General features: G+C 68.3%; 28 protein-coding genes and 1 pseudogene. 11 read left to right on the top strand and 18 right to left on the bottom strand.

From position 1 onward, the window contains the following. Positions 1 to 63: 63 nt before the first annotated feature. Together ACYR7D_RS01855 and ACYR7D_RS01850 are read left to right on the top strand one after the other, a co-directional pair. A complete protein-coding gene (locus ACYR7D_RS01855; RefSeq protein WP_459547905.1) occupies positions 64 to 1,242 on the top strand; it encodes an exonuclease SbcCD subunit D in 1,179 nt (392 codons plus the stop codon). Then, a complete protein-coding gene (locus ACYR7D_RS01850; protein WP_459547904.1) occupies positions 1,239 to 4,373 on the top strand; it encodes an AAA family ATPase in 3,135 nt (1,044 codons plus the stop codon). Before ACYR7D_RS01855 ends, ACYR7D_RS01850 begins: the two co-directional genes overlap by 4 nt. Before the next feature lie 41 nt (positions 4,374 to 4,414). On the opposite strand, the gene ACYR7D_RS01845 is transcribed toward ACYR7D_RS01850, so the two are convergent. The 4 genes from ACYR7D_RS01845 to ACYR7D_RS01830 all read right to left on the bottom strand — a co-directional run bounded on the left by ACYR7D_RS01845 (position 4,415) and on the right by ACYR7D_RS01830 (position 9,119). Further along, a complete protein-coding gene (locus ACYR7D_RS01845; protein WP_459547903.1) occupies positions 4,415 to 4,954 on the bottom strand; it encodes a methylated-DNA--[protein]-cysteine S-methyltransferase in 540 nt (179 codons plus the stop codon). Continuing rightward, on the bottom strand, positions 4,951 to 6,486 hold the full coding sequence (locus ACYR7D_RS01840; protein WP_459547902.1) for an Ada metal-binding domain-containing protein: 1,536 nt from the start codon (positions 6,484 to 6,486) through the stop codon (positions 4,951 to 4,953). The genes ACYR7D_RS01845 and ACYR7D_RS01840 overlap by 4 nt, the downstream gene beginning before the upstream one ends. A 114-nt stretch (positions 6,487 to 6,600) precedes the next feature. After that, positions 6,601 to 6,804: a YbdD/YjiX family protein gene (locus ACYR7D_RS01835; protein WP_459547901.1), complete on the bottom strand. Its 204-nt coding sequence runs from the start codon at positions 6,802 to 6,804 to the stop codon at positions 6,601 to 6,603. Between the two features lie 53 nt (positions 6,805 to 6,857). After that, a complete protein-coding gene (locus tag ACYR7D_RS01830) occupies positions 6,858 to 9,119 on the bottom strand; it encodes a carbon starvation CstA family protein (RefSeq protein WP_459547900.1) in 2,262 nt (753 codons plus the stop codon). 239 nt (positions 9,120 to 9,358) lie between these two features. Here ACYR7D_RS01830 and ACYR7D_RS01825 point away from each other — a divergent pair, with 239 nt between their 5' ends. Beyond that, positions 9,359 to 9,919, top strand: a complete 561-nt coding sequence (locus ACYR7D_RS01825) for a pyridoxamine 5'-phosphate oxidase family protein (RefSeq protein ID WP_459547899.1) — start codon at positions 9,359 to 9,361, stop codon at positions 9,917 to 9,919. On the opposite strand, the gene ACYR7D_RS01820 is transcribed toward ACYR7D_RS01825, so the two are convergent. The 4 genes from ACYR7D_RS01820 to ACYR7D_RS01805 form a co-directional block, all read right to left on the bottom strand. Further along, positions 9,913 to 10,422, bottom strand: coding sequence for a hypothetical protein (locus ACYR7D_RS01820; protein ID WP_459547898.1), 510 nt, complete (start codon positions 10,420 to 10,422; stop codon positions 9,913 to 9,915). The genes ACYR7D_RS01825 and ACYR7D_RS01820 overlap by 7 nt on opposite strands. Then, on the bottom strand, positions 10,419 to 11,507 hold the full coding sequence (locus tag ACYR7D_RS01815; protein WP_459547897.1) for a DNA polymerase III subunit beta family protein: 1,089 nt from the start codon (positions 11,505 to 11,507) through the stop codon (positions 10,419 to 10,421). Before ACYR7D_RS01815 ends, ACYR7D_RS01820 begins: the two co-directional genes overlap by 4 nt. Before the next feature lie 144 nt (positions 11,508 to 11,651). After that, positions 11,652 to 12,080 (bottom strand): VOC family protein, encoded by a 429-nt coding sequence (locus ACYR7D_RS01810; protein WP_459547896.1) that lies wholly within the window; start codon positions 12,078 to 12,080, stop codon positions 11,652 to 11,654. 5 nt (positions 12,081 to 12,085) lie between these two features. After that, on the bottom strand, positions 12,086 to 12,928 hold the full coding sequence (locus tag ACYR7D_RS01805) for a helix-turn-helix domain-containing protein (protein WP_459547895.1): 843 nt from the start codon (positions 12,926 to 12,928) through the stop codon (positions 12,086 to 12,088). 152 nt (positions 12,929 to 13,080) lie between these two features. Here ACYR7D_RS01805 and ACYR7D_RS01800 point away from each other — a divergent pair, with 152 nt between their 5' ends. The 5 genes from ACYR7D_RS01800 (at position 13,081) to ACYR7D_RS01780 (ending at position 16,092) form a co-directional block, all read left to right on the top strand. After that, positions 13,081 to 13,839 (top strand): oxygenase MpaB family protein, encoded by a 759-nt coding sequence (locus tag ACYR7D_RS01800; RefSeq protein ID WP_459547894.1) that lies wholly within the window; start codon positions 13,081 to 13,083, stop codon positions 13,837 to 13,839. Between the two features lie 12 nt (positions 13,840 to 13,851). Further along, entirely contained in the window at positions 13,852 to 14,931 is a 1,080-nt protein-coding gene (gene ychF / locus ACYR7D_RS01795) for a redox-regulated ATPase YchF (RefSeq protein ID WP_459547893.1), read from the top strand. A gap of 107 nt (positions 14,932 to 15,038) precedes the next feature. Further along, complete coding sequence (locus ACYR7D_RS01790) at positions 15,039 to 15,260, top strand: type II toxin-antitoxin system VapB family antitoxin (protein ID WP_459549967.1); 222 nt, start codon at positions 15,039 to 15,041, stop codon at positions 15,258 to 15,260. A gap of 167 nt (positions 15,261 to 15,427) precedes the next feature. Continuing rightward, positions 15,428 to 15,679 (top strand): type II toxin-antitoxin system VapB family antitoxin, encoded by a 252-nt coding sequence (locus tag ACYR7D_RS01785; RefSeq protein WP_459547892.1) that lies wholly within the window; start codon positions 15,428 to 15,430, stop codon positions 15,677 to 15,679. Next, positions 15,676 to 16,092: a PIN domain-containing protein gene (locus ACYR7D_RS01780; protein WP_459547891.1), complete on the top strand. Its 417-nt coding sequence runs from the start codon at positions 15,676 to 15,678 to the stop codon at positions 16,090 to 16,092. The genes ACYR7D_RS01785 and ACYR7D_RS01780 overlap by 4 nt, the downstream gene beginning before the upstream one ends. Positions 16,093 to 16,410: 318 nt before the next feature. On the opposite strand, the gene ACYR7D_RS01775 is transcribed toward ACYR7D_RS01780, so the two are convergent. From ACYR7D_RS01775 to ACYR7D_RS01765, 3 genes are all read right to left on the bottom strand, one after another. Then, a complete protein-coding gene (locus tag ACYR7D_RS01775) occupies positions 16,411 to 16,659 on the bottom strand; it encodes a PIN domain-containing protein (RefSeq protein WP_459547890.1) in 249 nt (82 codons plus the stop codon). Positions 16,660 to 16,731: 72 nt separating this feature from the next. After that, on the bottom strand, positions 16,732 to 16,923 hold the full coding sequence (locus tag ACYR7D_RS01770) for a DUF397 domain-containing protein (RefSeq protein ID WP_459549966.1): 192 nt from the start codon (positions 16,921 to 16,923) through the stop codon (positions 16,732 to 16,734). After that, positions 16,917 to 17,717 (bottom strand): helix-turn-helix domain-containing protein, encoded by an 801-nt coding sequence (locus tag ACYR7D_RS01765; RefSeq protein ID WP_459547889.1) that lies wholly within the window; start codon positions 17,715 to 17,717, stop codon positions 16,917 to 16,919. The genes ACYR7D_RS01770 and ACYR7D_RS01765 overlap by 7 nt, the downstream gene beginning before the upstream one ends. Positions 17,718 to 18,086: 369 nt before the next feature. On the opposite strand from ACYR7D_RS01765, the gene ACYR7D_RS01760 reads away from it, so the two are divergent. Then, a complete protein-coding gene (locus ACYR7D_RS01760; protein ID WP_459547888.1) occupies positions 18,087 to 18,263 on the top strand; it encodes a hypothetical protein in 177 nt (58 codons plus the stop codon). 190 nt (positions 18,264 to 18,453) lie between these two features. On the opposite strand, the gene ACYR7D_RS01755 is transcribed toward ACYR7D_RS01760, so the two are convergent. The 6 genes and pseudogenes from ACYR7D_RS01755 to ACYR7D_RS01730 all read right to left on the bottom strand — a co-directional run bounded on the left by ACYR7D_RS01755 (position 18,454) and on the right by ACYR7D_RS01730 (position 24,485). Beyond that, a complete protein-coding gene (locus tag ACYR7D_RS01755) occupies positions 18,454 to 20,391 on the bottom strand; it encodes a TerD family protein (RefSeq protein ID WP_459549965.1) in 1,938 nt (645 codons plus the stop codon). A gap of 399 nt (positions 20,392 to 20,790) precedes the next feature. Beyond that, entirely contained in the window at positions 20,791 to 21,675 is an 885-nt protein-coding gene (locus ACYR7D_RS01750; RefSeq protein ID WP_459547887.1) for a hypothetical protein, read from the bottom strand. A gap of 166 nt (positions 21,676 to 21,841) precedes the next feature. Next, on the bottom strand, positions 21,842 to 22,159 hold the full coding sequence (locus ACYR7D_RS01745; protein WP_459547886.1) for a hypothetical protein: 318 nt from the start codon (positions 22,157 to 22,159) through the stop codon (positions 21,842 to 21,844). An 82-nt stretch (positions 22,160 to 22,241) separates the two neighbouring features. Then, positions 22,242 to 22,561 (bottom strand): annotated as a pseudogene (locus ACYR7D_RS01740) (alpha/beta hydrolase family protein); the annotation flags it as partial. Positions 22,562 to 22,567: 6 nt separating this feature from the next. After that, positions 22,568 to 23,044, bottom strand: a complete 477-nt coding sequence (locus ACYR7D_RS01735; protein WP_459547885.1) for a hypothetical protein — start codon at positions 23,042 to 23,044, stop codon at positions 22,568 to 22,570. 178 nt (positions 23,045 to 23,222) lie between these two features. After that, entirely contained in the window at positions 23,223 to 24,485 is a 1,263-nt protein-coding gene (locus ACYR7D_RS01730) for an MFS transporter (protein ID WP_459547884.1), read from the bottom strand. Between the two features lie 160 nt (positions 24,486 to 24,645). Here ACYR7D_RS01730 and ACYR7D_RS01725 point away from each other — a divergent pair, with 160 nt between their 5' ends. Beyond that, a complete protein-coding gene (locus ACYR7D_RS01725; RefSeq protein ID WP_459547883.1) occupies positions 24,646 to 25,428 on the top strand; it encodes an SAM-dependent methyltransferase in 783 nt (260 codons plus the stop codon). 20 nt (positions 25,429 to 25,448) lie between these two features. On the opposite strand, the gene ACYR7D_RS01720 is transcribed toward ACYR7D_RS01725, so the two are convergent. After that, positions 25,449 to 25,799 carry an FAD-dependent oxidoreductase gene (locus tag ACYR7D_RS01720; protein WP_459547882.1) on the bottom strand — a complete coding sequence of 117 codons (351 nt, stop codon included), beginning with the start codon at positions 25,797 to 25,799 and terminating at the stop codon, positions 25,449 to 25,451. Positions 25,800 to 26,047: 248 nt separating this feature from the next. On the opposite strand from ACYR7D_RS01720, the gene ACYR7D_RS01715 reads away from it, so the two are divergent. After that, complete coding sequence (locus ACYR7D_RS01715) at positions 26,048 to 26,854, top strand: NmrA family NAD(P)-binding protein (protein ID WP_459547881.1); 807 nt, start codon at positions 26,048 to 26,050, stop codon at positions 26,852 to 26,854. Positions 26,855 to 26,976: the final 122 nt, after the last annotated feature.

Below are 26,976 nucleotides of genomic sequence, written 5' to 3'. Positions count from 1 at the left end.
TGGCGCCGCGGGTGTGCGGGTTCGCGTTGAAAGATGTCGGTGGGTTGCCCTAGGTTCGCGGTCATGCGAATCCTGCATACGTCGGACTGGCATATCGGTCGCACCTTCCACGGTGTGGATCTGCTGGCGGATCAGGCACGGGTCCTCGGCGCGCTCGCGGAGCTCGTCGCGGCGGAGCAGGTGGATACGGTGGTGCTACCGGGAGACGTCTACGATCGCTCCATTCCGAGCGCGGAGGCTATCGCCGTGTGCAACAGGGGCTTCGAGGCCCTCCGGGCGGCCGGGGCGCGGATCGTGGCGACTTCGGGGAACCACGATTCGCCCACCCGGCTCGGGGCCGGCGCCAGTTTCGCGGCGGCCGGTGGACTGTATCTGCGCACCACCGTGGCCGATTCGGACCGTCCGGTGCTGCTGTCCGACGAGTACGGCGAGATCGCCTTCTACGGTATTCCGTATCTGGAGCCGGAGATATGCCGCGGCGAGCTCGGGGTGCCGCGGGCCCGGTCCCATGCCGAGGTGCTGGAGGCGGTACTCGGCCGGATCCGCGCGGATATCGGGCGCCGCCCGGGCGTCCGGTCGGTACTGCTGGCGCACGCCTTCGTCGTGGGTGGTACGGCCACCGGCTCGGAACGTTCGATCGCGGTGGGCGGTGTGGAGACGGTGCCGCTGGCGCTGTTCACCGAGCCCGGTTTCGACTATGTCGCGCTCGGGCATCTGCATTCTCCGCAGACCCTGGCGGAGTCCGTGCGCTATTCGGGGTCGCCGCTGCCCTACTCGTTCGGGGAGAGTTCGCACCGTAAACGAGTCTGGTTGGTGGATCTGGACGCCGAGGGCCCGGTCCGGGTCCGCGGCCACGAGCTGCCTTCGGTGCGCGGGCTCAGCCGGCTCACCGGGTCCCTGGAGGAGCTGCTGGTGGACCCGCGCTGGGAATCGGCCGAGGAGCACTATGTCTCGGTGACCCTCACCGATTACGCCCGTCCCGTGGACGCCATGCGTAAACTGCGCGAGCGTTTCCCCTACGCGGTACATGTGGAATGGGATCGACCTCGCAGCGATCCCACCTCGAAGTACCGCGAGCGGGTGCGGGGGCGCGACGATACCGATATCGCGCGCACCTTTCTCACCGATGTGCGCGGTGAGCCGAACACCGCCGAGATGGACTGGCTGGCCCGGGCGATGGCGGCAGCGGTGCGCGAAACCGAAGGGAAGTCGGCGGCCGCCGAAACGGGACTCCCCGCATGAGACTGCACCGGCTGGAGATGACGGCGTTCGGCCCCTTCGCCGAAACCGCCGCGGTCGATTTCGACGCGCTCGGCGCCGACGGCCTCTTCCTGCTGCACGGGCAGACGGGCGCGGGTAAGACCACGGTGCTGGATGCCATCGCGTACGCGCTGTACGGCCGGGTGCCCGGGGCGCGCGGGGACAAACGCCTGCGTTCCGACCATGCGCCGGCGCAGCTGCGCCCCGGGGTGGTGCTGGAGGCGACTCTGGGTGGCCGGCGGGTGCGGCTCACCCGCCATCCCGAATTCGAACGGCCGAAACTCCGCGGCAGCGGAACCCGGGTGGAAAACGCCAAGGCCACTCTCACCTGGTTGGACGGCCGGGGTACGAACCTGTCCCGGATACCGGAGATCGGGGAGGAGGTCGTGCGTCTGCTCGGGATGAGCGCCGACCAGTTCTTCCAGGTGGTGTTGCTGCCGCAGGGCGATTTCGCGAAATTCCTGCGCGCGGAGAACGAGGAGCGGGAGCGACTGCTCGAGAAACTGTTCGATACGGGCCGGTTCGGGGCGGCCGAGCAGTGGCTGACCGCTCAGCGTAAGAACTCCGACGAGCAGATCGGCGCACAGCAGCGCAATGTGGAGGATCTGATCACCCGGGTCGCGGTGACAGCGGGAATCGACCGTACCGAGCGGATCGATATTCTCGACGCGGTCGAGTGGTCGCAGGATCTGCTCGGTATCGCCCGTCGCGATGCCGAGGCCGCGACCGGCGAGCTGGAGTCGCGTCGCACGGAGTCGGCGGAGGCCGATGAGCGGGCCGAGGGGGAACGCCGGTCGGCCGGGCAGCGCCGACGGCTCGCCCTCGCGCGCCAGCAGCTCGCGGACCTCGAGGCCGGTGCCGCGCAGCGAGCGGCCGAGCGCGCCGAACTGGACCGGGCCCGGCGTGCCGAGCCGGTGGCCGTGGCCTTGGCGGAGGCCGAATCGGCATTGCGGGCCGCTCGGGGCCAGGACACGGAAGCCGCGGCGGCCGCTGCCCGGCTGATGCGGTTGGCCGAAGAACCCGACAGCGCGGATATTCCGGGGATACGCCTGGTACTTCGCGGACCGGAGGACGTCCCCGACGAGCGTGAGGAACCCGAGGAGGATCTCGGCCTGGATACCGCCATCCGTGGATGGAGTGCGGTACTGGGCAAAGTGGAGGAGATCCGCGCCGACGCGGCCGCGGCCGAGGAGCTTCGGACCGAACTCGCGGAACTACACGACAGCGAACGGGAACTCGGGGCGCGTTCGGCCGAGCTGGCCGAGCGCCGGGCGCGGCTACCGGAGATCATCGCGGACGCGCAGGCGCGAGCGCGGGAAGCCGATGACGCGAAGGCGGCGCTGCCCGGTTTACGCGCGGAATGTGAACGACTGCGGACAGCGGCCACCGCGGCGGCGGCGCTGGCCGGGGCCCGGATCACCCTCGACCGGGCGCGCCTCGATCTGGATTCGGCGCGCGCCGCTCATCTCGAAGCCCGCGAATACGTACTCGAACTGCGCGAACGGCGCCTGGCCGGGATGGCGGCGGAACTGGCCGGACGGCTGGTCGACGGTCAGGAGTGCGCGGTCTGCGGGTCGGTCGAGCATCCGCGCCCGGCCGATCCGGAAGCCGGCGCGGTATCGGAGGAGGACGAGGCCGCGGCCGAAGCGGCCGAACGCGCGGCCGAAGCGAACCTGGACCGGGCCCGGACCGCGCTGGCGGAGGTGGAGCGCGAGATCCAGGCCCAGCTCGCCCGGGGCGGCGATACGGACCGGGCGGAGCTGACCGCCGCGTTGCGCAGGGCGACCGGCCGTTTCACCGATGCCGAGGAACTGGCGGAGACCGCCGCCGCCTGTGCCGCGGAACTCGACCGTCTGCGTGCCGGGGAGAACGAATTGCACGACGCCTTGCGCGGTACGGAAACCCGTGCCGGCGCGGTGGCCGCGCGCATCCAGGCGGCGCGGACCCGTCTCGCCGAGATCGACCGGAAGTTGCGGACCGCGGCCGGGCGGGACGGAACCATCGCCCGGCGCCGGGAGCGGTTGCACGCCTTGATCAAGGCCGCGGGGGATCGCCGGGAGGCTCATGCCGCGGCCCAGCGGGCCTGGGAGCGCGTCGCTACCTGCACCGCGCGGGTGGAGAAGCTCGCGCTGTCCGCGGGGCTGGTGCCGCCCACCACGGCTGTCGTGTGGTCCGGGGTGGAGGATGCGGCGGCCGGCCCCCGGTCGGCGGAAACCGGCCACGGGCCGGCGGAATTCCAGGCGATCCTGCGGGTGTACTCGCCGATCATTGCCGCCGCCACCCGCTCCCGGCAGCGGCAGGAGGCCATCGCCGCGGCCCTCACCGCGGCCGACGAGGCGCGGGCGGCGGCGCAGGCGGTGGTGAACGAACCGGAGGTACGGGCGGCGGCCGCGGCCGAACCCCGCGATATGGAAACGCTGGACGAGGCGGTGCGGAAGGCGCGCGCGGCCCTGGACGACGCGATCGCCGGTCACGCGGCCGCCGTGCAGCGGGTCACCCGGCTGGAGAACCTGTGCGGGCAGCTCTGGGCGGCGGTGGATCTGATCGCCCCCGCCCAGGTCGCACATCAGGAGCTCACCGCCCTTGCCGAGGTGGTCGCCGGACGGGGGGAGAACAACCGGCGGATGTCGCTGCGTTCCTATGTACTGGCGGCTCGTCTGGAAGAGGTGGCGGAGGCCGGGTCGGTGCGGCTGCGCCGGATGTCGGGCGGCCGGTACGAATTCGTGCACACCGACCGTGCCGGTACTCACGGCCGCCGCGGTGGTCTGGGCCTGGACATCCGCGACGACTACACCGGTGCCGTCCGCCCGGCCCGTACCCTTTCCGGCGGTGAAACGTTCATGGCCTCGCTGGCGCTGGCGCTGGGGCTGGCCGATACCGTCGCCGCGGAGGCGGGGGGCATCATCCTGGACACCCTGTTCATCGATGAGGGGTTCGGGAGTCTGGACGCCGACACCCTGGATGCCGTGATGGGGGTCCTCGACGAATTACGCGCGGGCGGCCGGGTGGTGGGCCTGGTGAGTCATGTCGACGAAATGCGCCAGCGCATCCCCAGCCGCCTCCATGTGGTGCGTGGCCGCAACGGCTCGCATCTGCGCGCCACCCTCGGCTGATATCGCGGGTCCCGGCCGGGTGAACTGCTCGGACCCGCCGCTCATGCCTCGAGATCGAGTAGCCGGCGTTTGATGTCCAGCCCCCAGCGGAAACCGCCGAGGGTGCCGTCCGTGCGGATCACGCGGTGGCAGGGCACGAAGAGTGCCGCCGCGTTCCGGGCGCAGGCGCTCGCGGCCGCGCGGGTGGCGGCGGGCCGCCCGGCGCGGGCGGCGAACTCGGTATAGGTGATCGGCTGTCCTGCCGGAACGGTGCGCAGTACGTCCCAGGCGTGCCGGAGGAACTCACCCGATTGCTGGCGGACGGGCACGGTATCGATCGTGGTGAGTTCGCCCCGGTGGTAGGCGCGGACGGCAGCGGTCACGTCACCGAGGTCGTCGCGGGTGCGGAGTTCGCCGGGGCGGAGGGAGGGATGTATCACCATGCGCAGTTCTTCGGGCGTGGCGGTCCAGCCGGAGGCGAGTACCGCGCCGTCGCCGTCGACGATCGCGGTGAACGGGCCGAGGTGGGTGTGCACGGTCGCGGCCTCGGCGGTGCGGGTGCCGGCGCTCGGCGCGGAGGAAATTGCGGTGAGTGCGGTCATTGGTCGGTGCTCACTTTCGCGTCGGTATCGATGGTTTCTCCGGTGACCGCCGCACGGCCGGCCCGGGTGTGTAGCGCGGTCCGCCACAGCTGCATGGACAGGTAGGAACGCCAGGGCGACCAGTGGCCGGTATCGGTCAGGTCGATCCCCTGGAGGAGGGCGCCCCGGCGCACCACGAGATCGGTGCCCAGCAGGATGTCGGGGTCGGCGAGCAGGCGCATGGTGACGTAGTCCGCGGTCCACGGGCCGACACCGTCGAGTGCCAGCAGATCGTGGCGCAGTTCGGCGGCGGTCCGGCCCTGGTGCAGTACGAGATCCCCGGCGGCCAGCGCCGCGGCCGCGGCTGTGATGGCCCGGACGCGCCGCTGCGGGCCGGTCAGCACCTCGGCGCCCCGCTCGGCGATCACCGCGGGTGCCGGGAACAGCCATCGCACCGGACCTTCGGCCGGTTCGCCGAGCGCGGCCACCAGGCGGGCGGTGTGGGTATTCGCGGCGGTCACCGAGATCTGCTGGCCGATCATGGTGCGCAGCAGCAGTTCCGCTCCGTCCGCGCAGCCGGGCACCCGGATACCGGGAACGAATCGCGGTACGGGGTCGGGTCCGGCGGGCTGTGGCGCAGTATGCGGTCGCAGCAGGACCTCGTCGATCGCGACCGGGTCGGCGTCCAGGTCGAGCAGATGCCGGATCCGGGCCACGGTGGGTGCCAGATCGCGCATATCGCGCAGTGTCAGCTCCGCCCGGACGTGCCCGGGCCGGACGTTGAGCCGGATTCCGGCGTATCCGTGCGGGGTGCGGATGTTGCGCAGGTAATGGCCGTCGCCGCCGGAGTCGTGCCAGAGTTCCAGGCCCGGCGCCACGTGCGCGGACAGGAACCACTCCAGCCAGTCGCGGTCCAGCGGCGGACGGTAGGGCAGTCGCAGGGTGAGGGTGCCGTTGACGGCGGGGCGGTGGTCCTTCGCCCGCTGCGCTTCGGCGCGCATGATGCTGGGGCTGACCGCGAATACTTCACGTACGGTGTCGTTGAACTGCCGGATACTCGCGAAGCCCGCGGCGAAGGCGATATCCGACATGGGCATGGCTGTGGTCTGGATCAGCAACCGTGCGGTATGTGCCCGATGGGCCCGGGCCAGTGCGAGCGGGCCCGCGCCGAGTTCGCTGGTGAGCACCCGGGTGAGCTGACGCTGGGAGTAGCCCAGGGCGGCGGCCAGCGCCGGGACACCGCCGCGCTCCACTATGCCGTCGCCGATGAGCCGCATGGCCCGGGCGGCGAGGTCGGCCCGGGTGTTCCACAGCGGTGAGCCGGGTGCCGCGTCGGGGAGGCAGCGCCGGCAGGCGCGGTAGCCCGCCTGCTGCGCCGCCGCCGCGGTCGGCAGGAATGTCACGTTCGCGGGTTTGGGGGTGATGGCGGGGCAGGAAGGGCGGCAATAGATTCCGGTGGTACGGACGGCGGTGTAGAACTGCCCGTCGAAACGGGAATCCCGGGCGGTGACCGCGCGGTAACAGCGTTCGAAATCCAGGACCGTGGTGCTCACCCCACACACGATGGCAGCTGGGCTCAGCCGGGGCTAGCGGAAAACAGACACTGCGCCGGGGTGCGCGGCGGCCGCGGAGACCGGGTCACCGGTCCCCGCGGCTCGCGTACGTGGTCAGCAGCAGCGGGCGCCCGGATTGCGCTCGGCATCGGCATGGCGTTCGCGCCAGTACTCCCGTTCGGACAGGACCGGGCGGCCGGGATGGACCCGGCGCATATGCGCCAGATAGCGCTGGTAGTCCTGGCCGCCCACCACAGAGTCCAGATACCACAGGACCCCGCGGGCCGCCCGGACGATCGCCGCGGGTAACTTACGCACGCGCGCCCGGGCCGGTGCGCCGGGGCCCGTTCCACTCTCCGCGACCGCCCCGGTCACCCGTGTACCCCGGCGTGTGCGGCCCCGGGCCGTTCGACCTCACCCTTTGCGATGAGATCGTCCCACTCCCGCTGCACTTCCTTCTCCTGCGCGGTGGGCAGGAAACCGCTGGGCGCGAAGATCTTCGACGGTTCCTCCGGCGATTCGGTGGTGGAGGTTCCACCGGACTTCCAGCTCCGGTAGCACACCCAGGCGGCGACCAGGACCACGATAAGTACCAGTACCGCGAAGATCACCGACAGCAGGCCCTGGATGAACGTATTGCGGATCACCGCGTCCACATCGTCCGGCGTTTTCGCCGTCAAGCACAGCTCGCCCGCGTCCCTGGCCGCCCGGCAGATGCTGTTCTGCTTCCAGTAGCCCACCTTCGGGTCGGCGGAGAAGATCTTCTGCCAGGACGCGGTCATGGTGACGAGCAGATCCCAGGCGAGGGCGATACCCGGGATCCAGGCCCATTTCGTCAGCCCCTTCTTCACCATGATGGTCAGCACCACGGTCAGCGCGATCGCGGCCAGCAGCTGGTTGGCGATACCGAACAGCGGGAACAGCGCGTTGATCCCGCCCAGCGGATCGGTGACCCCCATGAGCAGGATCGAACCCCAGGCCGCCACCACGATCGCCGAGCACAGCCAGGCCCCCACCCGCCATGACGGATCGGCGAACCGGCGGGCCGGGCCCCGGAGATTGCCCAGCGAATCGGAGAGCATGAACCGCGCCACGCGGGTGCCCGCATCGATGGTGGTGAGGATGAACAGCGCCTCGAACATGATCGCGAAGTGGTACCAGAACGACTTCATCCCGGCGCCACCGAGGAAACCGGCGAACACCTCGGAAATGCCGATGGCCAGGGTGGGCGCACCACCGGTGCGGGAGATGACCGACTCCTCACCCACGTCCGCCGCCGCCTGTTCCAGCGCGGCGCCCGTGGTGGGCGGTCCCGACAGGCCCAGGCCGTTCGTGTAGGCCGCCGCGGTTTCCGCGGTGCCGCCGGTCGCGCCGGCGGGGGCGTTCATGGCGAAGTACAGGTGCTGGTCGATGATCGAGGCGGTGATGATCGCCATGACCGCGACGAACGACTCCATCAGCATGCCGCCGTAGCCGATCATCTTGGTGTGTGATTCCTTCTCCACCAGCTTCGGTGTGGTCCCCGACGACACCAGCGCGTGGAAACCGGACAGCGCCCCGCAGGCGATGGTGATGAACAGGAACGGGAACAGGCTGCCCGCGAAGGCGGGGCCGGTGCCCGAGGTCGCGAATTCGGAGATAGCGGGGGCTTTCAGCACCGGGAGGGTCACCAGGATGCCGACCGCCAGCAGACCGATGGTGCCGATCTTCATGAAGGTCGACAGGTAGTCGCGCGGCGCCAGCAGCAGCCAGACCGGTAGCACCGAGGCGACGAAGCCGTAGCCGATCAGCATCCAGGAGATGGTCACCGGATGGAAGGTGAACCAGCCGGCCCAGGTGTCGTTCTCCGATACCCAGCCGCCGGCGATGATCGCCAGGATCAGCAGTACGAAGCCGATGGCCGAGATCTCGCCGACCCGTCCGGGCCGCAGGTACCGCAGGTACACGCCCATGAACAGGGCGATCGGGATGGTCATCGCGATGGAGAAGACACCCCACGGGCTGTGCGCGAGCGCGTTCACCACGACCAGCGCGAGCACCGCCAGCAGGATCATCATGATCACCAGCACGCCGATGATCGCCGCGACACCGCCGATCACCCCGAGTTCGTCGCGGGCCATCTGCCCGAGGCTGCGGCCGCGTCGTTTCATCGATACCCACAGCACCAGGTAGTCCTGGACCGCCCCGGCGAATACGACGCCGACGATGATCCAGATGGTCCCCGGCAGGTAGCCCATCTGGGCCGCCAGCACCGGTCCGACCAGTGGGCCGGCGCCCGCGATGGCCGCGAAGTGGTGCCCGAACAGCACCCGCCGGTCCATCGGCATGAAGTCCTTGCCGTTGTCCAGGATCTCGGCGGGGGTCGCCAGGTCGTCTCGCGGTTTCACGACCTTGTATTCGATGAGCCGCGCGTAGAACCGGTAGGCGATGATGTAGGTGGACACCGCCGCGATCACGATCCATACGGCGTTGACCGATTCACCGCGCGAGATCGCCAGGATCGCCCAGGCCGCGGCGCCGATCACCGCGATCGCCGCGAAGATCGCTTTCTTCACCGGTGTGATCGGGGACCGGTCGACGACACCCACGGGTGGTCGGTCGGGGTCGGTTTTGAGGTATTCGATTGTCCCCATCGGGCAACTCCTGTACAGCGAGCGGACATGCCGGTTACACGAACGTAACCGATTGCCGGTCGGGCACCTGCGCGAATGCGGCGAACGGTCGCTGTGGTGCGACGAGTGGGCGGTCCGGGCCACGCCCCGCCCGCCGCGGGCGGGCGGGGGAAGCGACCTGTGACGGGGACGGGAAGGCGGCTCGTAATCGAGCAATTTCGGTCAATCGGGTTCGGCCGCCGCGCGAATACGGTGGTGCGATGCGTGAAACTCCCGAGGAACTCGCCGAACTGCAGGCGCTGCTGGATGCGTCGCTGGCCCGCTCGACGAGCCACCTCCGCTCGATCATCGACACCGACCGCACCCTGACCGCCGAGCAGCTGACCGCGGTGCTCACCGGGATGCGCATCCTCGCGCTGTCCACGGTGACCGCCGCGGGCGAGCCGCGGGTCAGCGGCGTGGACGGGCATTTCCTGCACGGACGGTGGTACTTCGGCACCGCGCGCACCGCCGCCAAGGCCCGCCATCTCGCCGCTCGCCCCGCTGCGAGCGTCGCGCATATGAGCGGTGAGGACCTGGGCGTCTTCACCCACGGCACCGCGGAGATCATGAACCCGGAGACCGGCGCGCCGGACGCGGAATGGCCGGAACTGCGCGCCTACCTCCAGGACTGCTACGGCGACGACGCGTTCGACTGGGACGGCGAGGTGGTCTTCTACCGGCTGCGCCCGCACTGGATGACCGTCTACGCCCCCGACTACACGAAGCTCACCGCCGACCGGCCCGCACTACCGGCCGAGGCGTCGCCGATCGGTCAGTAGCCCGGTCCGGGCGCGCTCGGACGGCGCTGCGTGGATTTCCGGTCGACGGCCGCCGCGACCTCGTCGAGCGCCGTGCGGATCAGCGTGCCGTAGGCGTCGTCGGCGAGGGCCTCCAGCCGGGCCCGCGCGGCGGCGAGGTGTTCCGTCGCGGCGGCCCAGGAGCCGAGCCGCCGGTAGTTGTCGGCCAGGTTCAGATGTAGCGACGGGTAGAACCCCGCCACGCGCAGGTCCGTGTACTGCCGCCGCAACCGGTCGTCGGTGAGCGTGTCGGCCGCGTCCAGGGCCCGGATATCCCAGGCCAGGGCCTGGGCAGGGTCGTCGTAGAGGTCGGCGAGGTAGTGCGCGAGGGTGCAGCGGTGCAGCGGGTCGCCGCTGGTTCCGATACCGCGCCAGAGCGCCAGGAGGTGTTCGCGGGCGGTGGCGGGATCGCCGGACCGGCCGAGCGTGACGGCCTCGGTGATCGCGTTCATGGTGGTATCGGGGGAGAGCTGGTCGGTGGTCATCTACGGGATCCGTTCTCGGTGTCGGCAACTGTGGGGTCGGCCGGCATGGCCAGGGTGGTGAGGTCGCCGTTGTCCGCGGACCGGACGACCATCGGGTCCTTCCCGCTTCCGATATCCAGCCGCACATCGGGTCCGAGGGCGGTGGTGACGGCCGGGTGCAGGATGGTGGAAGCGAAGACGAGATCGACGGGCGGGCCGGTGACCAGCGCGGCCAGTTCGGTGGCGGGTTCGTCCGGGGCGCCCGAGACGGTGAGCGAGCCCGGCGCGACCGTGAGCCGGAGATAACGCGCCCGCTGCTGGTCCAGCGTGCGCATCAGCTCGTGTTTCGACACCACCGCGTGGGTCGCGGCGGCGGGGAGCGAGGCCAGTAGCGCGCGATGGTCCGGGAAGGGGCCGGGGAGGGTCCGGCAGGTCCGGACGGCTCCATCGGCCGTCCGGAATCGGACGTTGTGCTCACCGGCCTCGATATCCACCAGGTGGGTGCCGCGGATCTGCGGTAGCGCCGCGCCGAGGTCGGCGCCGTCCAGCGTGGTGGCCCATTCCGCCGACCCCGCCTGCGCGGGGACCAGGGTGCGGGTGGACAGCCGGTAGCGGTCGGTGGCGGTGAGGGTCAGCGATTCGGGTGTCGCCTCCAGGCGTACCCCGGCCAGAACCGGCAGTTCGGGGTCGGTTCCGGTGGCGGCGAGTATCTGCTCGACCGCCGCCGCGAGCACCGGCCCGCGCGCGGTCGCCACCAGCCAACCGGCGGGTTCACCCAGGGCGGCTTTCACCGCTTCGGCGGTTCGGCGCGCCTGCTGGGTGCGTGCTACCAGCCGGGTCATGTGGTCATCGATCAGCCGGGTCGCTTCGTGCGCGTCGGCCGCGAGTACTCGGGCGATGCCCTCCAGGGGCATATCGATATCCCGCAGGCGGCGGATGGTCACCGCCCGGTCCAGCTGGCCGGGGGCGTAATAGCGGTATCCGGTGGTCTCGTCGACCCCGGCCGGTGCCAGGAGACCGGAGTCGTCGTAGAAGCGGAGCGCGCTGGCCGTGATACCGCATGAGCGGGCGAACGCGCCGATGGTGATCAGGTCGGATTCGGGCACCCGCTCATCATCGGGTTTCGAGCAACCTGAAGGTCAAGCCGCGCGGGGCGAGATGGTGGAGGCGCCGCGGCAGGGCTGGACACCACCGCGGCCACCCGGCTCAGCCAACCATGCCCCGGCCCCGATTCGGTGTAGCGACGCGGCTCACCGGCCCCGATAGGTGCCGAAACTCCAGAAATTGCCTTCCGGGTCGGCGACCGTGAACCCGCGCGACCCGTAGTCCTCGTCCTTCAATCCGGCGATCGTCTCCGCCCCGGCCGCGGTGGCCCGCTCGTACAGGGCGTCCGGGTCGGAGCAGACGATATAGACCGTTTCGGTGCCCGGGGTGCGTCGTTCCGGCAGCCCGCCGCCCTTGTTCGCGGTGCCGAACATGATCCCGCCGCCCTCCGGCCAGCGCATTTCGGCGTGTTCGATCACCGACGGATCGTCTTCGCGGGCGTACACGGCCGTCAGTTCGAAGCCGAACGCCCGGACCAGGAAGTCCGCGGTACCGCGGGCGTCGCGGAAGGCCAGGCACGGCCAGACGGTCGGTGCGGGGGTGGTTGTCGTGGGGGGTTTCGCTGTGGCGGTCATGGTTTTCAGCCTGGCTCGCCGGCGAGTTCCGGGTCTTGGACGGATGGAATCTCCTCCGTGAGCCACTGTGTGGGGCTGCAGCCGGCCAGCCGGGTGAACTCGCGGTTGAGGTGCGGCTGGTCGTAGTAACCGCAGGCGGCGGCCACCTGGGCTATCGATACGAACGACGGGGTGTGCAGCAGCATCTGTTTGGCCCGTTCGAACCGGGCCACTCGCCCGGCCACCTTCGGGCTCGAGCCGAATTCACCGGTGAAACGCTTGGTGAGGTACTGACGGCTCCAGCCGATGCGATCGGCGAGGGCTTCGACCCCGATCGTCCCGTGCGAGCCGGTCACCGCCCGCCATGCCCAGGCGAGTTCCGGCCGCACCGTCCGCTCCGGCACGAGGAGCCGGGTGAGCACGCGGTCGCACGCCGCGAATCGCCGCGGCCAGCCGGTGTGTTCCTGGAGCTCCTCCCACAGTTGCCGCCCCGGAGCACCGATCAGGTCGGCGAATTCGATCGAGGTGCTCCACAGTTCCGCGGCGGGCAGGCCGAACAAGGCCCGGCTACCCAGCGGCGTGAGCTCGATCGCCACTCCCTCCTGGGTGCCGTTGTGCGCGATCAGCGCCGGACTGTCCTGGAGTCCGCTCAGCACACAGCGGTAGTCGTCCGGAGACCGACGGGTGTCGGTGTGGCTGATCACGTCGATGGACGGACCGATGGCGACGATGAACGTCATATGCCGGGACGGCAGCCCACGATGCAGGCCGGGCTCGTACCCGAACATGCGGTATCCGACGTAGCGGTCGAGGAAAGCGGCCAGCGCGGGGGCAGGGCGGGCCGTCACCACCTCCGAGGTCGGCTCCATGGGGGCCACGCTACGCCGGTACGGCGGCGGTGGTGCCGGGTCGGCGGGGCTCGACCCGGCGGGAAAGGGAACCATATTGACATGATGAGAAAGGAATGGTTTCTTACTCTCATTGGTTCCGGTGCTCGGAACCCGGTCGGAGGTATCGCGGAATGAAGAATCCGGCGCCGGTCGATCACCGGTCACTACTGCACAGGTATCTGCCCGACCGGCGATTCCTGATCACCCTGCCCCGCGCCGTCGCCCTGCAGATCCTGCATCCCGCCATCGCGGCCTCTTTCCTCGAGCATGTGCACACCGGCCTGTGGGCGCACAAGCAGCGCAGTGTCGGCCGGATGATCCAGCTGGCCTGCGACGGCCACCCCGACCCCGCCCGTGTCATCCGATACGCCCACGAACACGTCAAAGGCCGCGACCCCGCCGGCCGGCGGTATCACGCCCTGAACCCCGAACTGTTCCACTTCCAGCACGCCACCTACGTCGACACCCTCGTCACGGCCGTCGACACCTATGTCCGGCCCCTCTCCGCCGCCGACCGCGAACGCCTGTACCAAGAATGCTGCGACTGGTATCGGAGCTACGGCATCTCCACCCGCCCCGTGCCCGGCACCTGGCCCGAGTTCACCGACTACTTCGCCGAGGCCTGCGCCACCCGGCTCATGCGCACCGAAGCCGCCGCCCGGCTGGCGCCGCAGGCGCTGCGTCCTCCGTGGTGGGCCTTCGGCCCGATCCCGGGTTTCGCCATCCGCTCCGTCCAGCACGAACGCGCCACGGAACTCCTCGGCATCGCCGAACAACCGGGCGACCGGATCAAGTTCGCGATCTACGCCGCCGGTTTGCGCGCCGGTTCGAAAGCGCACGCGAGCCGGGGTGGCACGGCCGAGCGACGCCGCGACCACTCACCCGCGTAGACTGCTGTCCTCGTGAGTCTCACCCTCGGAATCGTCGGCCTGCCCAACGTCGGAAAATCGACGCTGTTCAACGCGCTGACCCGCAACGACGTGCTCGCCGCGAACTACCCCTTCGCGACCATCGAGCCCAACGTCGGGGTGGTCCCGCTGCCCGATCCGCGGCTGGACGAACTCGCCGAGATCTTCGGCTCCGCCCGCATCGTCCCCGCCACGGTCTCCTTCGTCGATATCGCCGGCATCGTCAAGGGCGCCTCCGAGGGGGCCGGGCTGGGCAACAAGTTCCTCGCCAACATCCGCGAGGCCGATGCCATCTGCCAGGTGGTCCGCGTTTTCGCCGATGACGATGTGGTGCACGTGGACGGCCAGGTGAACCCGGCCTCCGATATCGAGGTGATCGAAACCGAACTGATCCTCGCCGACCTGCAGACTCTCGAGAAGGCGGTGGTCCGCCTGGAGAAGGAAGCCAAGGTCAAAAAGGACCGCAAACCGTACGCGGACGCGGCCAAGCAGGCGCAGGAGATCCTCAACAGTGGGCGCACCCTGTTCGCGGCGGCGAAAGAGGTCGACGGGGAACTGCTCCGGGAACTGTCGCTGCTGACCACCAAGCCGTTCCTGTACGTGTTCAACGCGGACGAGTCGGTGCTCGGCGACGAGGCCAAGATCGCCGAACTGAAAGCCTCGGTGGCGCCGGCGGATTCGGTGTTCCTGGACGCGAAGGTGGAATCCGAGCTCCTCGAACTCGACGAGGAATCCGCGGCCGAACTGCTGGAATCCATCGGCCAGTCCGAACCCGGCTTGCACGCGCTGGCTCGCGCCGGGTTCCACACCCTCGGGCTGCAGACCTACCTCACGGCCGGACCGAAAGAGGCCCGGGCGTGGACGATCCACCAGGGCGACACCGCGCCGAAAGCGGCTGGGGTCATCCACACCGACTTCGAACGCGGGTTCATCAAGGCCGAAGTCGTCGCATTCGACGATCTGGTCGAGGCGGGGTCGATGGCGGCGGCGAAGGCTGCGGGCAAGGTCCGGATGGAGGGCAAGGACTACGTCATGGCCGACGGCGACGTGGTCGAGTTCCGCTTCAACGTTTAGTCGAGTTCCGATTCACCGTCTGATAGCGCGATCCGCCTGCGAGCGGAGGCCCCGGCATGGGTGGATGGTCTCCTGACGCCGTGACTATATGGTCGACGTAAGGGGAAATTACGGCAATTACCAGCGTCGGCCTGGATCCGCGGCTACTCGGGCGGGCCAGGGCACTCACGGGCGAGCGATCGAACCGAGCCGTTCTCGACCTCGCGTTGCGCCGGCTCATCGCCTCGAAGCAGAGGGGCGCGATGATCGACGGCATCGCAGGGCCGGCCGACCTCGGGAGCGAGCTCGGCGCGCCGGCGGTCTCGCCGAGCGAGCCCGAGTCCGCGTGATCGATTACTTGGTCGACAACTCGGTCCGGGCAAGGCCGGCCAGGCGACGACCTGGGTCGAGCTGGTGGCGGTGATCGGGCGGTGAACGAAAGCTACCCGCTATTCGATGTCATTTAATGGATCGAATTGATATCGTGGATGAGGGGTGAGTTGAGGAGGGATGACCGATGGCCAGGACTGTCATTGATCTGGACGAGGAGATCGTCGAGCAGGCGATGCGGGTATACGGGGTGAAGACCAAAGCGGCGGCAGTCCGGGCGGCGATGGAGGAGGGGGTGAAACTGCGGCTACGCCGGGAGCTGTTCGAGGCCATCGACGAGGGTGAGTTCGAGGACGCGTTCGCGGAGATCCGGGCGCAGACCGGGCCGCGGAAGCCGGACGGCTCGCTCGAGCGTGGAAACGGAGCCTCGGTGGCGTGAAGGGGCGCTACCTGATCGACAAGTCGGCGCTGGCCCGCCGGAGCACACCCGCGGTGCGGCAGCGACTGGATGCGCTGGACCACGCGGGGCTTCTCGCGGTGTGCGCCCCGACCGAGTACGAGGTGCTGTACTCGGCGCGCGGCAAGCCCGAGGCGCTGCGCCTGCGTACCCTGCTCCGCGGTTTCGACTACCTGCCCTGCAATGACGAGGAATTCGAGCGCGCGCTCGAGATCCAAGGGTTGGCACTGAACGCCGGTTTTCATCGGGCGCTGTCGCTGGCCGATGTCCTTATCGCGGCAACGGCCGAGCGGCACCGGGCCACGGTTCTGCACTACGACGGCGACTTCGACATGATCTCCTCGGTGAGTGGGTTGCAAGCCGAGTGGGTCGTCGAACCCGGCACCGCCGACTGAGCGACGGCGACAGATCGGCACGCTCGATCCGGTTCCTGTCGTCGGGGCCACGGTTCCTCGGGCACAAGTGATGCGGCGACCCGATTCTCCGGCAGCAAACTTGCGCCCTCGGTTCGATAGTCTTCTCTCCAGGTTGCTGTGCGTGTCCGGCTCGGACGCCCGAGCAGCCCCCTTCCGTGAGCCTGTGGCCGCACTGCACCTCGACGGTGATATCGGCGGCGTCGAAACCTCGGTGGAAGTTCAGACCGTGCGGATGACGGGGGCGGGTTTGATGTCTTGGGCGGCGATGAGCGCCCGGATATCCTCCGGGTCGGAGGTTCAGATGATGGCGCCGAGGCGGGCCGCCATGGTGACGACGGTGGCGTCGACGATATCTGCGGTGCCTGCCCTGCCGCAGAGAACTCCTGCTGCTTCAGCGGTTTCGAGGTCGACGGGCACGACGTGGCATCCGGCGAGAAACTTGCCGAGCCCGACCTGGCGCCGGGAGTCCCGCCATGCTTGGCCGACGACGGCAGGTACATGGATATCACGCCCGTCTTCGAGAGCCGGGCTATGGCGTGCCCACATGCGCCGGTCATTGTTGTCGATGGCGAACAGGGTCCCGGCGTCGTACAGGTAGAAGTGGTCCGGTTGTTCGCTTCATAGCCTATCCGGATCGAATTCTCCGTTCTTCACTCCTTTTATAAATGCTATCCATTCTGCATCGGTGAATTCGACGGTGCCGGAATTCGGCGAATTGGAATTTCGGACCAGAAAGTTGCCCGTTGTTGTTTTCGCGACCTCAACGCATGTTTCCGGGTTGGTGAAACTCGACTTACGCCAATTCAGCATCTCTTGCTCCATGCGTTTTCTAGCCTGCGAACGAACCTCTTGGACTCCGCGGGAGTCAAGGCCACGTTCTTCGCCTGGTCGAACACGGCCGAGAAATAGGCTACTTCATCGGCATCCGTGATGAATCGGCCGCCGCCGTAGCTCTCCAGATGGACTCGCGGCGTGCCCCACGGGTGTGTCATGAGCGCGAAGTTCCCGAGCCTGAGAGCTTCGTGGTTACCTGCGCTGTAGGGCGAAACTCGCAATGTGACGTTGGGCAGTTCGGACAGTTGAAGGTAGGTCGCCATCTGCTCTGCCATCACCTCTGCGGTTCCGACTACCAGGTGCAGCGCCGATTCGGGTTGCACCAGGTCGATTTCCAGATCTCCGGACCGGACACGCTTCTGCCGGTAGAGTCGTTGCTCCACCGATCGCTGAATGTAGGTATCCGAAACTCCGGTGATTCCCACACGCGATATGAGCGCTTCGGTGTAGCGGGGCGTCTGGAGCAATCCATAGATACCACGGGGTTCGTGGGCTCTGATCGTGGTGGCGGACTGTTCCATCCCCAAGTAGGTCGAGACCCAGTCGGGTGTCTCGCTTTCGATCGACGGGACGCTGGACAGCATGGCGGCCAGTTCGTCCAGGGTGAGCCCGAGGGCTTCTGCGTAGCGGGATCGCTGGCCCGGTTGCGGGGTCGACTCGTCTCGCTCCCACTTGCCGAGGGTGGTGCGATCCACGCCTACGGCCTCGGCTACCTCCTCTTGGGTCTTGCCGATGGCCTTGCGGGCGTCGATGAGTCGTTGCCGTCGCATGGATGCATCATAGGTACATCTTGTGCGCCGTGGATTGCGGTGTGCGCCAGCGGAACTATTGAGGCACCTAATACTTCCTGGAAACTGGGGGTGCGCGATGAGTGTGCTTGTACAGCGGGTTCCGTGCTACGAACATATACCGAAGGGTACTGCGGGGTCGTTGCCGCTAGCCACGCTTGCTCGGTTCGCTGATGCGCTCAGGCAGTGGTCGTGCGACCTTTCGGCGCATTCGTCGAGTCCTCCGGCTGTGGCGGTCGAATTCTACGCCCGGGACGGCGGAACCTCAGATGCGCAGACCGATTCCTGGTGGGAAGAAGGGGAATCGGCCATTCGAGGCGAAGGGGGAGAAGCGTGCGGTTCATTGTGAAAGTGAGCTGTTATGGGTCGAAGTGGCTCATCTATGTGCCGGCGTTCGGGGTGACCCGCGTCGTTGCCGACAAGGCGGCCATCCGGGCGGAGGCGCGGGATGCGATCGCCCGGTGTGGAGCCGCGCCGAAGGAGTTCGATATCGATCTCGAACTCGGGCGGGTGATCGACGGCAAGTAAGTGATCTCGCAGCAGTGAGCCGATGCCGCCCGACTGCCGTGACCAGTCGGTGCCAGTGTTCTCGGAGGTCGATCTCCGGATTCGGAACTCCCACGCTGTCCGGTGTTCGGTGCGTACCGAACACCGGACAGTCGTGAAGCATCGATATCGCGCTCGCCTGCCTGTAGAACTCTGATCGGGTACGACTCGATCAGACGAGTGCGGACCACCTCGTTACCAATTGGATGTGGCTACCGTGTGCGGCTATATCCTGCCAGCGGGCGTAATCCCCGAAGGGCAGGCTGTGCTCCGCACCGTCGGTGATCGTTGTGTACCAATCGCCCGCTGCCCGACCGTCGGCGCAGACATTGATCGCCGCCAGGTACCTGTCGCCGATTGTGAAGCGCACGACCGCCAGATGAGCGTGGATTCGTCGATCCCGCGCCGGGTCGACGGGGCTCCACTCGGTGGCGATTTCGAATGTGCGGACCCGGGCCGCCAGGTTGCTCCAGGACATCACCTCGTCGATCGAGCCCCAGTCGCCGGTCGCGGTGGTTTCCCAGTTGTCGCCGCGTCGGACGGCGATGTAGTGGTAGCGGCCGCTGCCTTTGTCGAATTTGACGATCGATCCGTCCGGCGGCTCTTTCGGCAACGCGGTGGGTGTCGGTGGCATCGGCGGCAGTGGGGTCAGGAGCGAACTCATCGGAGCCAGGTCGTAGCGGTTGGGATCCGGGTTCGCCGGGCACAGGGGGGCGACGGTCACCGGTGGCCCGTCCAGCACGGCCGGTGTCGCCTCGTTGGCTTTGATCCCGTCGATGCGCACCTCGGCGGCCACGGCCGAGCCTTTGATGTCGCCCCAGCAGGCGGTGGTGAGCCCGCGCGTCCGAAGGTGCTGGATCATGGGGAGGAACCGTTGACTCATCTGCGGGGTCAGCTGCCCCACCCGCTGATCGTCGACGCGTACTTCGACATGTGGTTTCGCCTTGCCCGCTGCCGGCACATTCTCGACCAGGGTGACGAACAACAGGCCGTGCCCGGTCGCCGGTACATGGTGACGCAGCACGTCGAAATGCTCGTTCTCTTTCGTCACCTGCACGATCGCCGACCGGGGAAGCAGCGTGTAGGGCTGCGCCGGTGGGTCGTTCGACGGGATGGCCAGGTGTGGCTCGCCGAGGGCGATCTGCACCCGGGCCCGGAACTCGGGGCCGTTCCAGCCGTCGTACTCGTCGGCCCAGATCCTGCTCGAGGTGGTCGGTACGAATCCCGACGCGACGATGCGCCTGATCGGGCCGGCCCACCGGGGTGCCTCGTCGGGGTCGAGATAGCCGATCGTCTGGCCCTTGGCTCGAATCGAGATGGAGAAAGGGCCCTGCGGTCCGGCGGGTTCGGGAACCAGTTGCACCTCCGGGGTCAGCACGGAGCCGCCCTCCGGGAAATCCGGTGGGAAGAGGCTGCGGATCGCCGGCAGATACCGGTCTTCGACGTTCAGCTCGTGGTCGCACCACGTGCGCGCCTCGCTCCACAGACGATAGGAGGAGCCTCGAGGATATTCCGGGATGAAGGCGGCCGGGGAAGAGTGCCCGGGTTGCTCGGTGCCGGACACATCACCGCTCGAGGCGCTGTCACCGGAGGCATCGATGGCGACACCGAAATCCGTGGCCAGCCCCGCCAGACCCGACTCCCAGCCCTGCCCGACAGCTCTGATCTTCCAGCCGTTGCCGCGGCGATAGATCTCACCGAAGACGAATGCCGACTCGGTGGACGCGTCTCGCGTCGCATACCGGGCCAGCGGACGACCGGTCTCGTCGACGACGTCGAGGGCGAGTTCACCGAGTGCTCCGAAATCGCCTGCGGCGACACTGCCCGCCAACGCGATGGAATGGACGTTCGAAGGCACCGATGTCAGATCGATGGTGATACGTGCCCGGGCGCCCTGCCCGATGGTGTCGGTGCCCGCGAACCGGACCGAGCCATCGGGCGATTCCGGCTGGTTGTAGAACACGAAGTCGGCGTCGGACCCGACCTTGTTATCGGCTCCGAGCAATAGCGCGGACACGTCCACCTCGAACTCCGGCTCGGCCCAGCCGAGCACGACGTCGATGTGTTTCGCATCCTCGGGCAGAGGCGCGTTCTGTCCTTTGGACAGCATCGGAGGAGTCACAGGCCCACCTTCTACGGCTGATCGGGAGCGGTTCGGGAGAGCACCGGCCTGTATCCAGAGGTTCGCCGAAGTCTCGTGCGTGCGGCGAAGGCCAGTGCGCTGCAGGGATATTCGGCCGTTCGGTGGCGCCTGTTACCGGTGGAGTCCCAACTGCTACGCGATAGTGCAGTCGGTGGTCGGCTCCCAGGGGTTGATGATGGTGATGCCGAGGTCGGTGAAATCCTCGATGTCGCGGGTTGCCACCGGGCAGTCGTTCACCAGGCAGATCGCCGCGATCTGCGCATCCGCGTAACCGATCGGGCGGCCGATGCGCCGGCGGGTGGCGGCGCATCGGCCGTAGACTCGTGCCGCCCGGGCGGCGTACTGGATGGTCGGACGGGTAGCGGGTCAGCGTCTACGAAAACCCCTACCGAGCCATCTCCGGCGTGGCCGGTGGCCGGATGCCATTTGTACGACGATCCCACCGAAACGTGCCTCCTGCATGGTCGCGGGTTGTCCGGCGACGAAGCACATACCGGTCCGGGTCACCTCGACGCATTCTTCCCGCTGGGAGCCGGATCCGTCCGGGTCCTCGAGGGTGTCGGTGTAGTAGGCGATCATTCCGCCGCTCAGATGGGTGTTGAAACCGGTGATCCGGCGCCCGGTGCGGTCGGTGGTGCGGCTCAGGCAGTGATCGCATACCGCGCGCGGGTAGCGTTCCTGGAAGACCGCCGGCCGCTCACAGCGCGGGCAGGGCTGGGTGTATCGACGCCCAGCGACCGGACTCCGCATCAGGAAATCGTTGCGGGCGAGAACAACGCGCCCGGGATCTTCCCGGTTGCCGTTGCGCCGCAGGGCGATGAGAACGTACTCGGCGTAGTCGGCTGTCGCGGCATCGATCTTCCTGCGCCCGGGTAGTTCGCCTGTGCGCGTGAGGCCGAGATCGTAGGCCTCGAGCGCCACGCGGTGCGCCGCCGAGAGTTCACTGTCGGGAATGTTCCTGTTGGCGTGTTCGGCTCGGGCCAGGTGCTCGGCGATCACCGTATCGATGGTGCTTCCACCCACCGATAGCAGTCCGCTGCCGTAACCGGTCGTGGTCACCAGGACATAGCCGTCCATATCGCCGCGGTCGGTTCCGATCGTCTGTAGGAAAGCGAAACCCCGCCCGTAACGAGCGTTTTCGAGACCCTGATGGGGGTAGGGGACGAGAGTGTCGGCGTTGCGGGCCAGATCGCATGCGATTCGCAGCGCTTCCTCATAGGTCGACGGAGAGCTCGGGTCCGGCCGCTTCATGAGGGTCGGCCTATCGAGCCGGATACTCCGGGGCCGAATACGAAATCGCACCACAGTGGTCGGCCGCCCGTCCGGCTTCGTGCTGCTCCGCGAATACGTCGCAGCGTCCGCGACGGCGGTTCGACGTATTCGCAAGAGCGGCTACCGTGGAACGGTCGTCCACAACCTACGCTTGGATGACCTCGACCTTCGTCAGTGCGTTGAACGAGTCGCAGCTGGCCCAGGACTGGTTCTGCCCGTACTGCACCGGGCCGTACTTCCAGTAGGTGAACGGGACGGGCCACGCGACGCAGGTGAGTTTCACCTGGTGCCAGGTCGGCAGCTCGCAATTGGCCATCCCCCCGGTATTGAAGACGTTGTAGACGTGACAGTTGGCCTGCCACACCGGTACGTCGGCCTGGGCCACGCCGCCACCGGCGAGCACAGTGGCCGCGGTGGCGGTGGCAACGACGGCGCCGGCGGCGAGCCGCTTCGCAGACAACATACGAACCTCCTGGTTTGATCTTGTCCGGATACATCGCACCGGAGGCGAGCTCGTTACTCGAATTCCCGATCACCCACCCCGCTCCGCCGAGATACCGGGCGAAGTGCCGCTCGATCGCGCGGTACAGCATGATCGGGTCCTCCGGGTTCCCGAAACCGTGGCCTTCGTCCTCGGCGACCAGATACTCGACCGGGATACCGCGTTCGCGCAGCCGGGCGACGATATTGTCGGATTCGGCCTGCACGATATGTGCGTCGTCGGCGCCCTGAGCGACGAGCAGCGGGGTGCGGATCCGGTCCACCATGATGATCGGGAGCGGGTCGGCATCGGCCTCCTCCTCGGGATCTCGGGGTCACCGACGTAGCGGTACCAGTTGCCGACGCCGAAGGCCCGGGGGAACGGTAGGGCTCAGCTCTCCCGGATCAGCAGGAACGGCGCGGCGGCGCGGCGCGACCAGCGGCCACCGGCGAAGGTGAGCCCGAGGAGTGTCCGCGCGTCGAGGAACCGGAATTCGTCGCGAACCCACCGCCACGGGATCGGGCCATCGGCTCCGTAGGAGACGACGATCGCCGGTTGCCCGTCCAACCAGGACGGTTCGGTGTCCACGCCCATGGGGAGTCGTTCGAGCAGGGGTGCGTCGGCGGCGGCCGAAGCGCGGAGCAGATTGACCGCGGTCCCGTCCCCGGCGAAACGCTTCCCGTGCCACCGGGGCATACCGCCGAGCGCGATCGCCCGGGGCGCGGCGGTATGCAGCGGCCGTGGTCCGATGAACTCGGCCCGATAGTCACCCGTGAGTTCGCCGTCGGCGGGCAAGGAACCGAATACCGCTCTCAGTTCGGTGAGCGATCGGGGGAGCGGATCGAAGCGATTGCCGGGTGTGTACAACTGGTAGCTCTTTCGGTGCGGGGCGAGAAGGGATCGGCAGGAGGACTGGTTCGGTGCCGTTTCGGTGTTCGGCCCGGCCCCTCGAAGCGTCTCGAGGGTCGATCTTCGCAGTGAACTCGGCCGGTCGCAGCCCGGAGGGCGCGGGTACGGCCGGCGCGGCTGCCGGCGGCGCCGAGACTCATCGGGCAACCCGGCCGGGAACCGCCCACACCGTATGGACACCCGCCGGCCCGGCACCTCGATCGGTCGCGAGCACCAAGGCGGCGCAGCCGATTCCCGACAACACCAGGCTCGAGCCGAACAATGCCGGGTAGCCGAGCAGTTCGCCGACCGTTCCGGCGGCGAACCCCGCGATGCCCTGCACCGTCACGACCGCACACGCCAGCAGGGTGTAGTCGCTGCCGGCGTGCTCGGGGTCGGCGGCGTCCATCATGAGAGTGAACACCGCGACGGTCGCGGCGCCGCCGAGAACATGTTCGGCCAGGCTCGCGGTGACGATCAGCTCGAACCCGCCGACTCCCAGCGCTACCAGCAGATAGAGGGCCAGGCTGACGGTCTGCGTGATACCGCCGATCAGCAGGGCGCGGCGCCGGCCGTGCCGGTAACACAGCCACCCGCCCAGCGCGGCTCCCGCGAGTGCCCCGGTAGAGGAGAGAACACCTTTGACCAGGGCTATCTGCCCGAGGGTGAGGCCGGTATCGGACATGAACGGGCCGACCATCGCCGAGCCCATCGAGTCGCCGAACTTGAAGCCGCCGATGAGCAGGATGAACACGATCATTCCCGGTCGGCGCAGCCGCTTCCACCATCCGGTCGCCAACCGGGCCGGGTGCGGTGCTGTTCTCTCCGGTGTGCTGCGAATCGCGGTGCGCGGTGACCACCACACCGGGATCGCTGTGACGAGCAGCAGAATCGACATGGCGACGAACAGGATCGGCCACCCCGCGAGTGCGAACAGCCAGAGCAGGGCGCCGCCGCCGACGATCATGCCGATCCGATAGGCGCCGACCTGGATGCCGTTGCCCAGGCCGCGCTGCCGAGGCCCGAGGAGTTGGACGGCGAGACCGTCGGTGGCGACGTCCTGGGTCGCGGAAACCGCGTTGACCACGGCGATACCCGCCAGCAGCCAGCGCAGCGACGACGACAGATCCAGGCAGGCGAGCCCGAGCGTCACCGCCGAAGCGGTGAGCTGCAGCGACAGCAACCATTGCCGCCGGGTGCCGTAGTGGTCCACATAGGGCGCCCACAGGAATTTCAGGGCCCAGGGGGCGAACAGGATACCGGTGGCGCTGATCTCGATCAGGGAGAAGCCGGATTCGCGGAGCACCACGGGAAGTGCCTGGGTGAAGAATCCGTACGGCAGTCCCTGCGCGAAATAGAGCGCGCTCAGCAGAACCAGAGTTCCGGCGGGGAACATGCCGGATCGAGCCATGGTTCTCATGCGGCCATCCTGGCAGATCGTCCGGGGCCCATCCGGACGACGGCTCGGGTGAGCACGGGCGCGGGTGGCTGCTCCCAAAGGCGGCCGGTATGCCGCCGGGCCGGGGCCGGCGGTGGTGATGCCGTTCGAAAACCGTTGGAGGTCTTGTATCTTGGCCGGTATGGACAGGACCGGCCTGAACCCGCACGAGCCGCATGTGGCGCGGATGTACGACTACTACCTCGGCGGTAAGGATCACTACCCGGCCGATGCGGAAGCCGCCGAGAAGGTGTTGCGGGCGCTTCCCGAGGTGCGGCTCGCCGCGCAGGCGAACCGCGGGTTCATCCACCGAGCGATACGGTTTCTCGCCGGAGAGGCCGGGGTACGTCAGTTCCTCGATATCGGTACGGGTATCCCGACCCAACCGAACCTGCATCAGGTGGCGCAGGAACAGATGCCGGAAGCCCGTGTCGTCTACGTGGACAACGATCCGATCGTGCTCGCCCACGCCCGCGCGCTGATGGTCGGCACCCCCGAAGGGCGTACCGATTACCTCCAGGCCGACGCGACCCGGCCCGAGGAGATCCTGCGGGCCGCACGCCGCACCCTGGATTTCGACGAGCCGATCGGCCTGTCCATGATCGCTCTGCTGAACTTCGTGCCCGGGGCGTACGAGGTCACCGAGACACTGGTGAACGCGCTGGCGCCGGGCTCGTATCTGACCCTGACGCATCTGACCGCCGATTTCGATCCGGAGGGTGTCGGAGCCACGGTGAAGGTGTACGAGGAGCGCGGGATGTACTGCCATCCGCGCGATCGGGAGGAGATCGCCCGGTTCTTCCACGGAATGGAAATCCTCGAGCCCGGCGTGGTGCCCATCCACCGGTGGCGGCCCCCGATCGAACCGGCGAAATCGATGGACACGAAGATCCCGGGTTACGCGGCGGTCGGCCGCAAACCCTGATACGGCGCGGCGGACGACCTTCAACGATCGGCCGCCTCTCCACCCACCACCGCCATGGTCTCGTGCGCGAGTACTTCGCCACCCGCCCGCTCGCCCGAACGGACGGCTCCGTCTACCCAGCCGCACATCACAGCGGAGCTCTCGGTTCCGGCCCAGTGGATGCGGCCGCAGCGTTCGCGCAGCGCGTGGCCGAACTGGGTCAGTACACCGGTGGGGGCATGGCTGAGCATGCCGCCGACCGGGCGGGAATCCACCGGTGTACTGCTTGTAACTTCCAGAAGAGCCACCGATCGGCCTGCCTGCTTCAGCCGTAGCGCGGCGGACAATCCGGCAAATCCCCCACCTATTACGCAATAGTCGACGTCTGGCATGAGCGCCGCCTCGTATCGAGGTTTCCGGGCGCCGGCCGCGTACGGTCCGCCCTGTCTACCGCACCCACGATCCAACGGGTGCGCAAATACCTGGAATCAGGCTCGAGCGTCGAATTACAGGGAAACCCTATGGCAATTCTGGGCTGTATCGTCCGTGCGGGCAAGCGGTGGGTGACCAGCGCGCTCCGCCGAGTACTTGACCTCGAGTTAGATCGAGGTTTTAGCGTCGTCGCCGGAAGGAGTTGATCATGACGATTCTGGTAACGGGCGCAACGGGAAACACCGGCCGGCACGTGGTCGCCGAGCTGCTGCGCCGAGGACGGACGGTGCGGGCACTGACCCGCGACCCGGAGCGGGCCACGGGGTCGCTGCCCGCGGGCGCGGAGGTGGTGGCCGGCACCCATACCGAGCCGAGCACCCTCGATACCGCGCTGGACGGTGTGACGGGATTGCACATCACCGTCACGCCGGGTGTGGCCGAGACCGGGCCCGAGCTGGTCCGGCGGGCCGTCGCCGCCGGGGTCGAGCGCATCACCATCCTGTGGGGTGGGTACGTGGGTCCGGCGGAGACCGCGGTGGCGGAGTCGGGGGTCGCCTGGACCAGGCTCGAACCACAGGAGTTCATGTCCAATACGCTCACCTGGGCGGAATCCGTCCGGGCCGAAGGGGTGGTGCGGGAACCCTTCGATATCCCCAGCGCGGTGGTGCACGAGGGCGATCTCGGTGCGGTGGCCGCGCTCGCGCTCACCGAGGACGGTCACGCGGGCCGGGCGTACAACCTCAACGGTCCGGAGGCACTGACCCCCGCCCGGCGGGTGGCGATCCTCGCCGAGGCGCTCGGCCGGGAGATCACCTTCGAACGGATCAGCAGAGAACAGGCCACCGAGCGGCTGCTACGGACGGGCGTGCCGGCGGCCGACGCCGACTATGTCATCGGCTGGCATGCCGACCCTCCGGAGGCCGCCCGGGTTCCGGACGGAACCGTCGCCCGGCTACTCGGCCGGCCTGCCCGGACATTCGCGGAATGGGTGACCGAGCACAAGAACCGCTTCTGAACCGCCGGCCCGGGGCACCGCGGCGGTGCCGATCGCTCCCGCGAGCACCGGGGCGGCCGGCCGGGCCCGGCGAGCCGAGATCGTCCGGCGCCCCGGTCCCGGTTGTGTCGTAACCTTTGCCG

It is taken from the genome of Nocardia sp. X0981, assembly GCF_977089955.1.
The sequence above is the reverse complement of the archived record's forward strand: the minus strand, read 5'-3'. Positions and strand labels throughout refer to the sequence as shown.

Excerpts from the sequence above, each read along its gene's own strand:
- ACYR7D_RS01855 (WP_459547905.1), top strand. The coding sequence starts at position 64 with ATGCGAATCCTGCATACGTCGGACTGGCATATCGGTCGCACCTTCCAC.
- ACYR7D_RS01850 (WP_459547904.1), top strand. The coding sequence starts at position 1,239 with ATGAGACTGCACCGGCTGGAGATGACGGCGTTCGGCCCCTTCGCCGAA.
- ACYR7D_RS01845 (WP_459547903.1), bottom strand. The coding sequence starts at position 4,954 with ATGACCGCACTCACCGCAATTTCCTCCGCGCCGAGCGCCGGCACCCGC.
- ACYR7D_RS01830 (WP_459547900.1), bottom strand. The coding sequence starts at position 9,119 with ATGGGGACAATCGAATACCTCAAAACCGACCCCGACCGACCACCCGTG.
- ACYR7D_RS01825 (WP_459547899.1), top strand. The coding sequence starts at position 9,359 with ATGCGTGAAACTCCCGAGGAACTCGCCGAACTGCAGGCGCTGCTGGAT.
- ACYR7D_RS01820 (WP_459547898.1), bottom strand. The coding sequence starts at position 10,422 with ATGACCACCGACCAGCTCTCCCCCGATACCACCATGAACGCGATCACC.
- ACYR7D_RS01810 (WP_459547896.1), bottom strand. The coding sequence starts at position 12,080 with ATGACCGCCACAGCGAAACCCCCCACGACAACCACCCCCGCACCGACC.
- ACYR7D_RS01805 (WP_459547895.1), bottom strand. The coding sequence starts at position 12,928 with ATGGAGCCGACCTCGGAGGTGGTGACGGCCCGCCCTGCCCCCGCGCTG.
- ACYR7D_RS01800 (WP_459547894.1), top strand. The coding sequence starts at position 13,081 with ATGAAGAATCCGGCGCCGGTCGATCACCGGTCACTACTGCACAGGTAT.
- ACYR7D_RS01785 (WP_459547892.1), top strand. The coding sequence starts at position 15,428 with ATGGCCAGGACTGTCATTGATCTGGACGAGGAGATCGTCGAGCAGGCG.
- ACYR7D_RS01775 (WP_459547890.1), bottom strand. The coding sequence starts at position 16,659 with ATGTGGGCACGCCATAGCCCGGCTCTCGAAGACGGGCGTGATATCCAT.
- ACYR7D_RS01770 (WP_459549966.1), bottom strand. The coding sequence starts at position 16,923 with ATGCTGAATTGGCGTAAGTCGAGTTTCACCAACCCGGAAACATGCGTT.
- ACYR7D_RS01765 (WP_459547889.1), bottom strand. The coding sequence starts at position 17,717 with ATGCGACGGCAACGACTCATCGACGCCCGCAAGGCCATCGGCAAGACC.
- ACYR7D_RS01755 (WP_459549965.1), bottom strand. The coding sequence starts at position 20,391 with ATGCTGTCCAAAGGACAGAACGCGCCTCTGCCCGAGGATGCGAAACAC.
- ACYR7D_RS01750 (WP_459547887.1), bottom strand. The coding sequence starts at position 21,675 with ATGAAGCGGCCGGACCCGAGCTCTCCGTCGACCTATGAGGAAGCGCTG.
- ACYR7D_RS01745 (WP_459547886.1), bottom strand. The coding sequence starts at position 22,159 with ATGTTGTCTGCGAAGCGGCTCGCCGCCGGCGCCGTCGTTGCCACCGCC.
- ACYR7D_RS01730 (WP_459547884.1), bottom strand. The coding sequence starts at position 24,485 with ATGAGAACCATGGCTCGATCCGGCATGTTCCCCGCCGGAACTCTGGTT.
- ACYR7D_RS01725 (WP_459547883.1), top strand. The coding sequence starts at position 24,646 with ATGGACAGGACCGGCCTGAACCCGCACGAGCCGCATGTGGCGCGGATG.
- ACYR7D_RS01720 (WP_459547882.1), bottom strand. The coding sequence starts at position 25,799 with ATGCCAGACGTCGACTATTGCGTAATAGGTGGGGGATTTGCCGGATTG.
- ACYR7D_RS01715 (WP_459547881.1), top strand. The coding sequence starts at position 26,048 with ATGACGATTCTGGTAACGGGCGCAACGGGAAACACCGGCCGGCACGTG.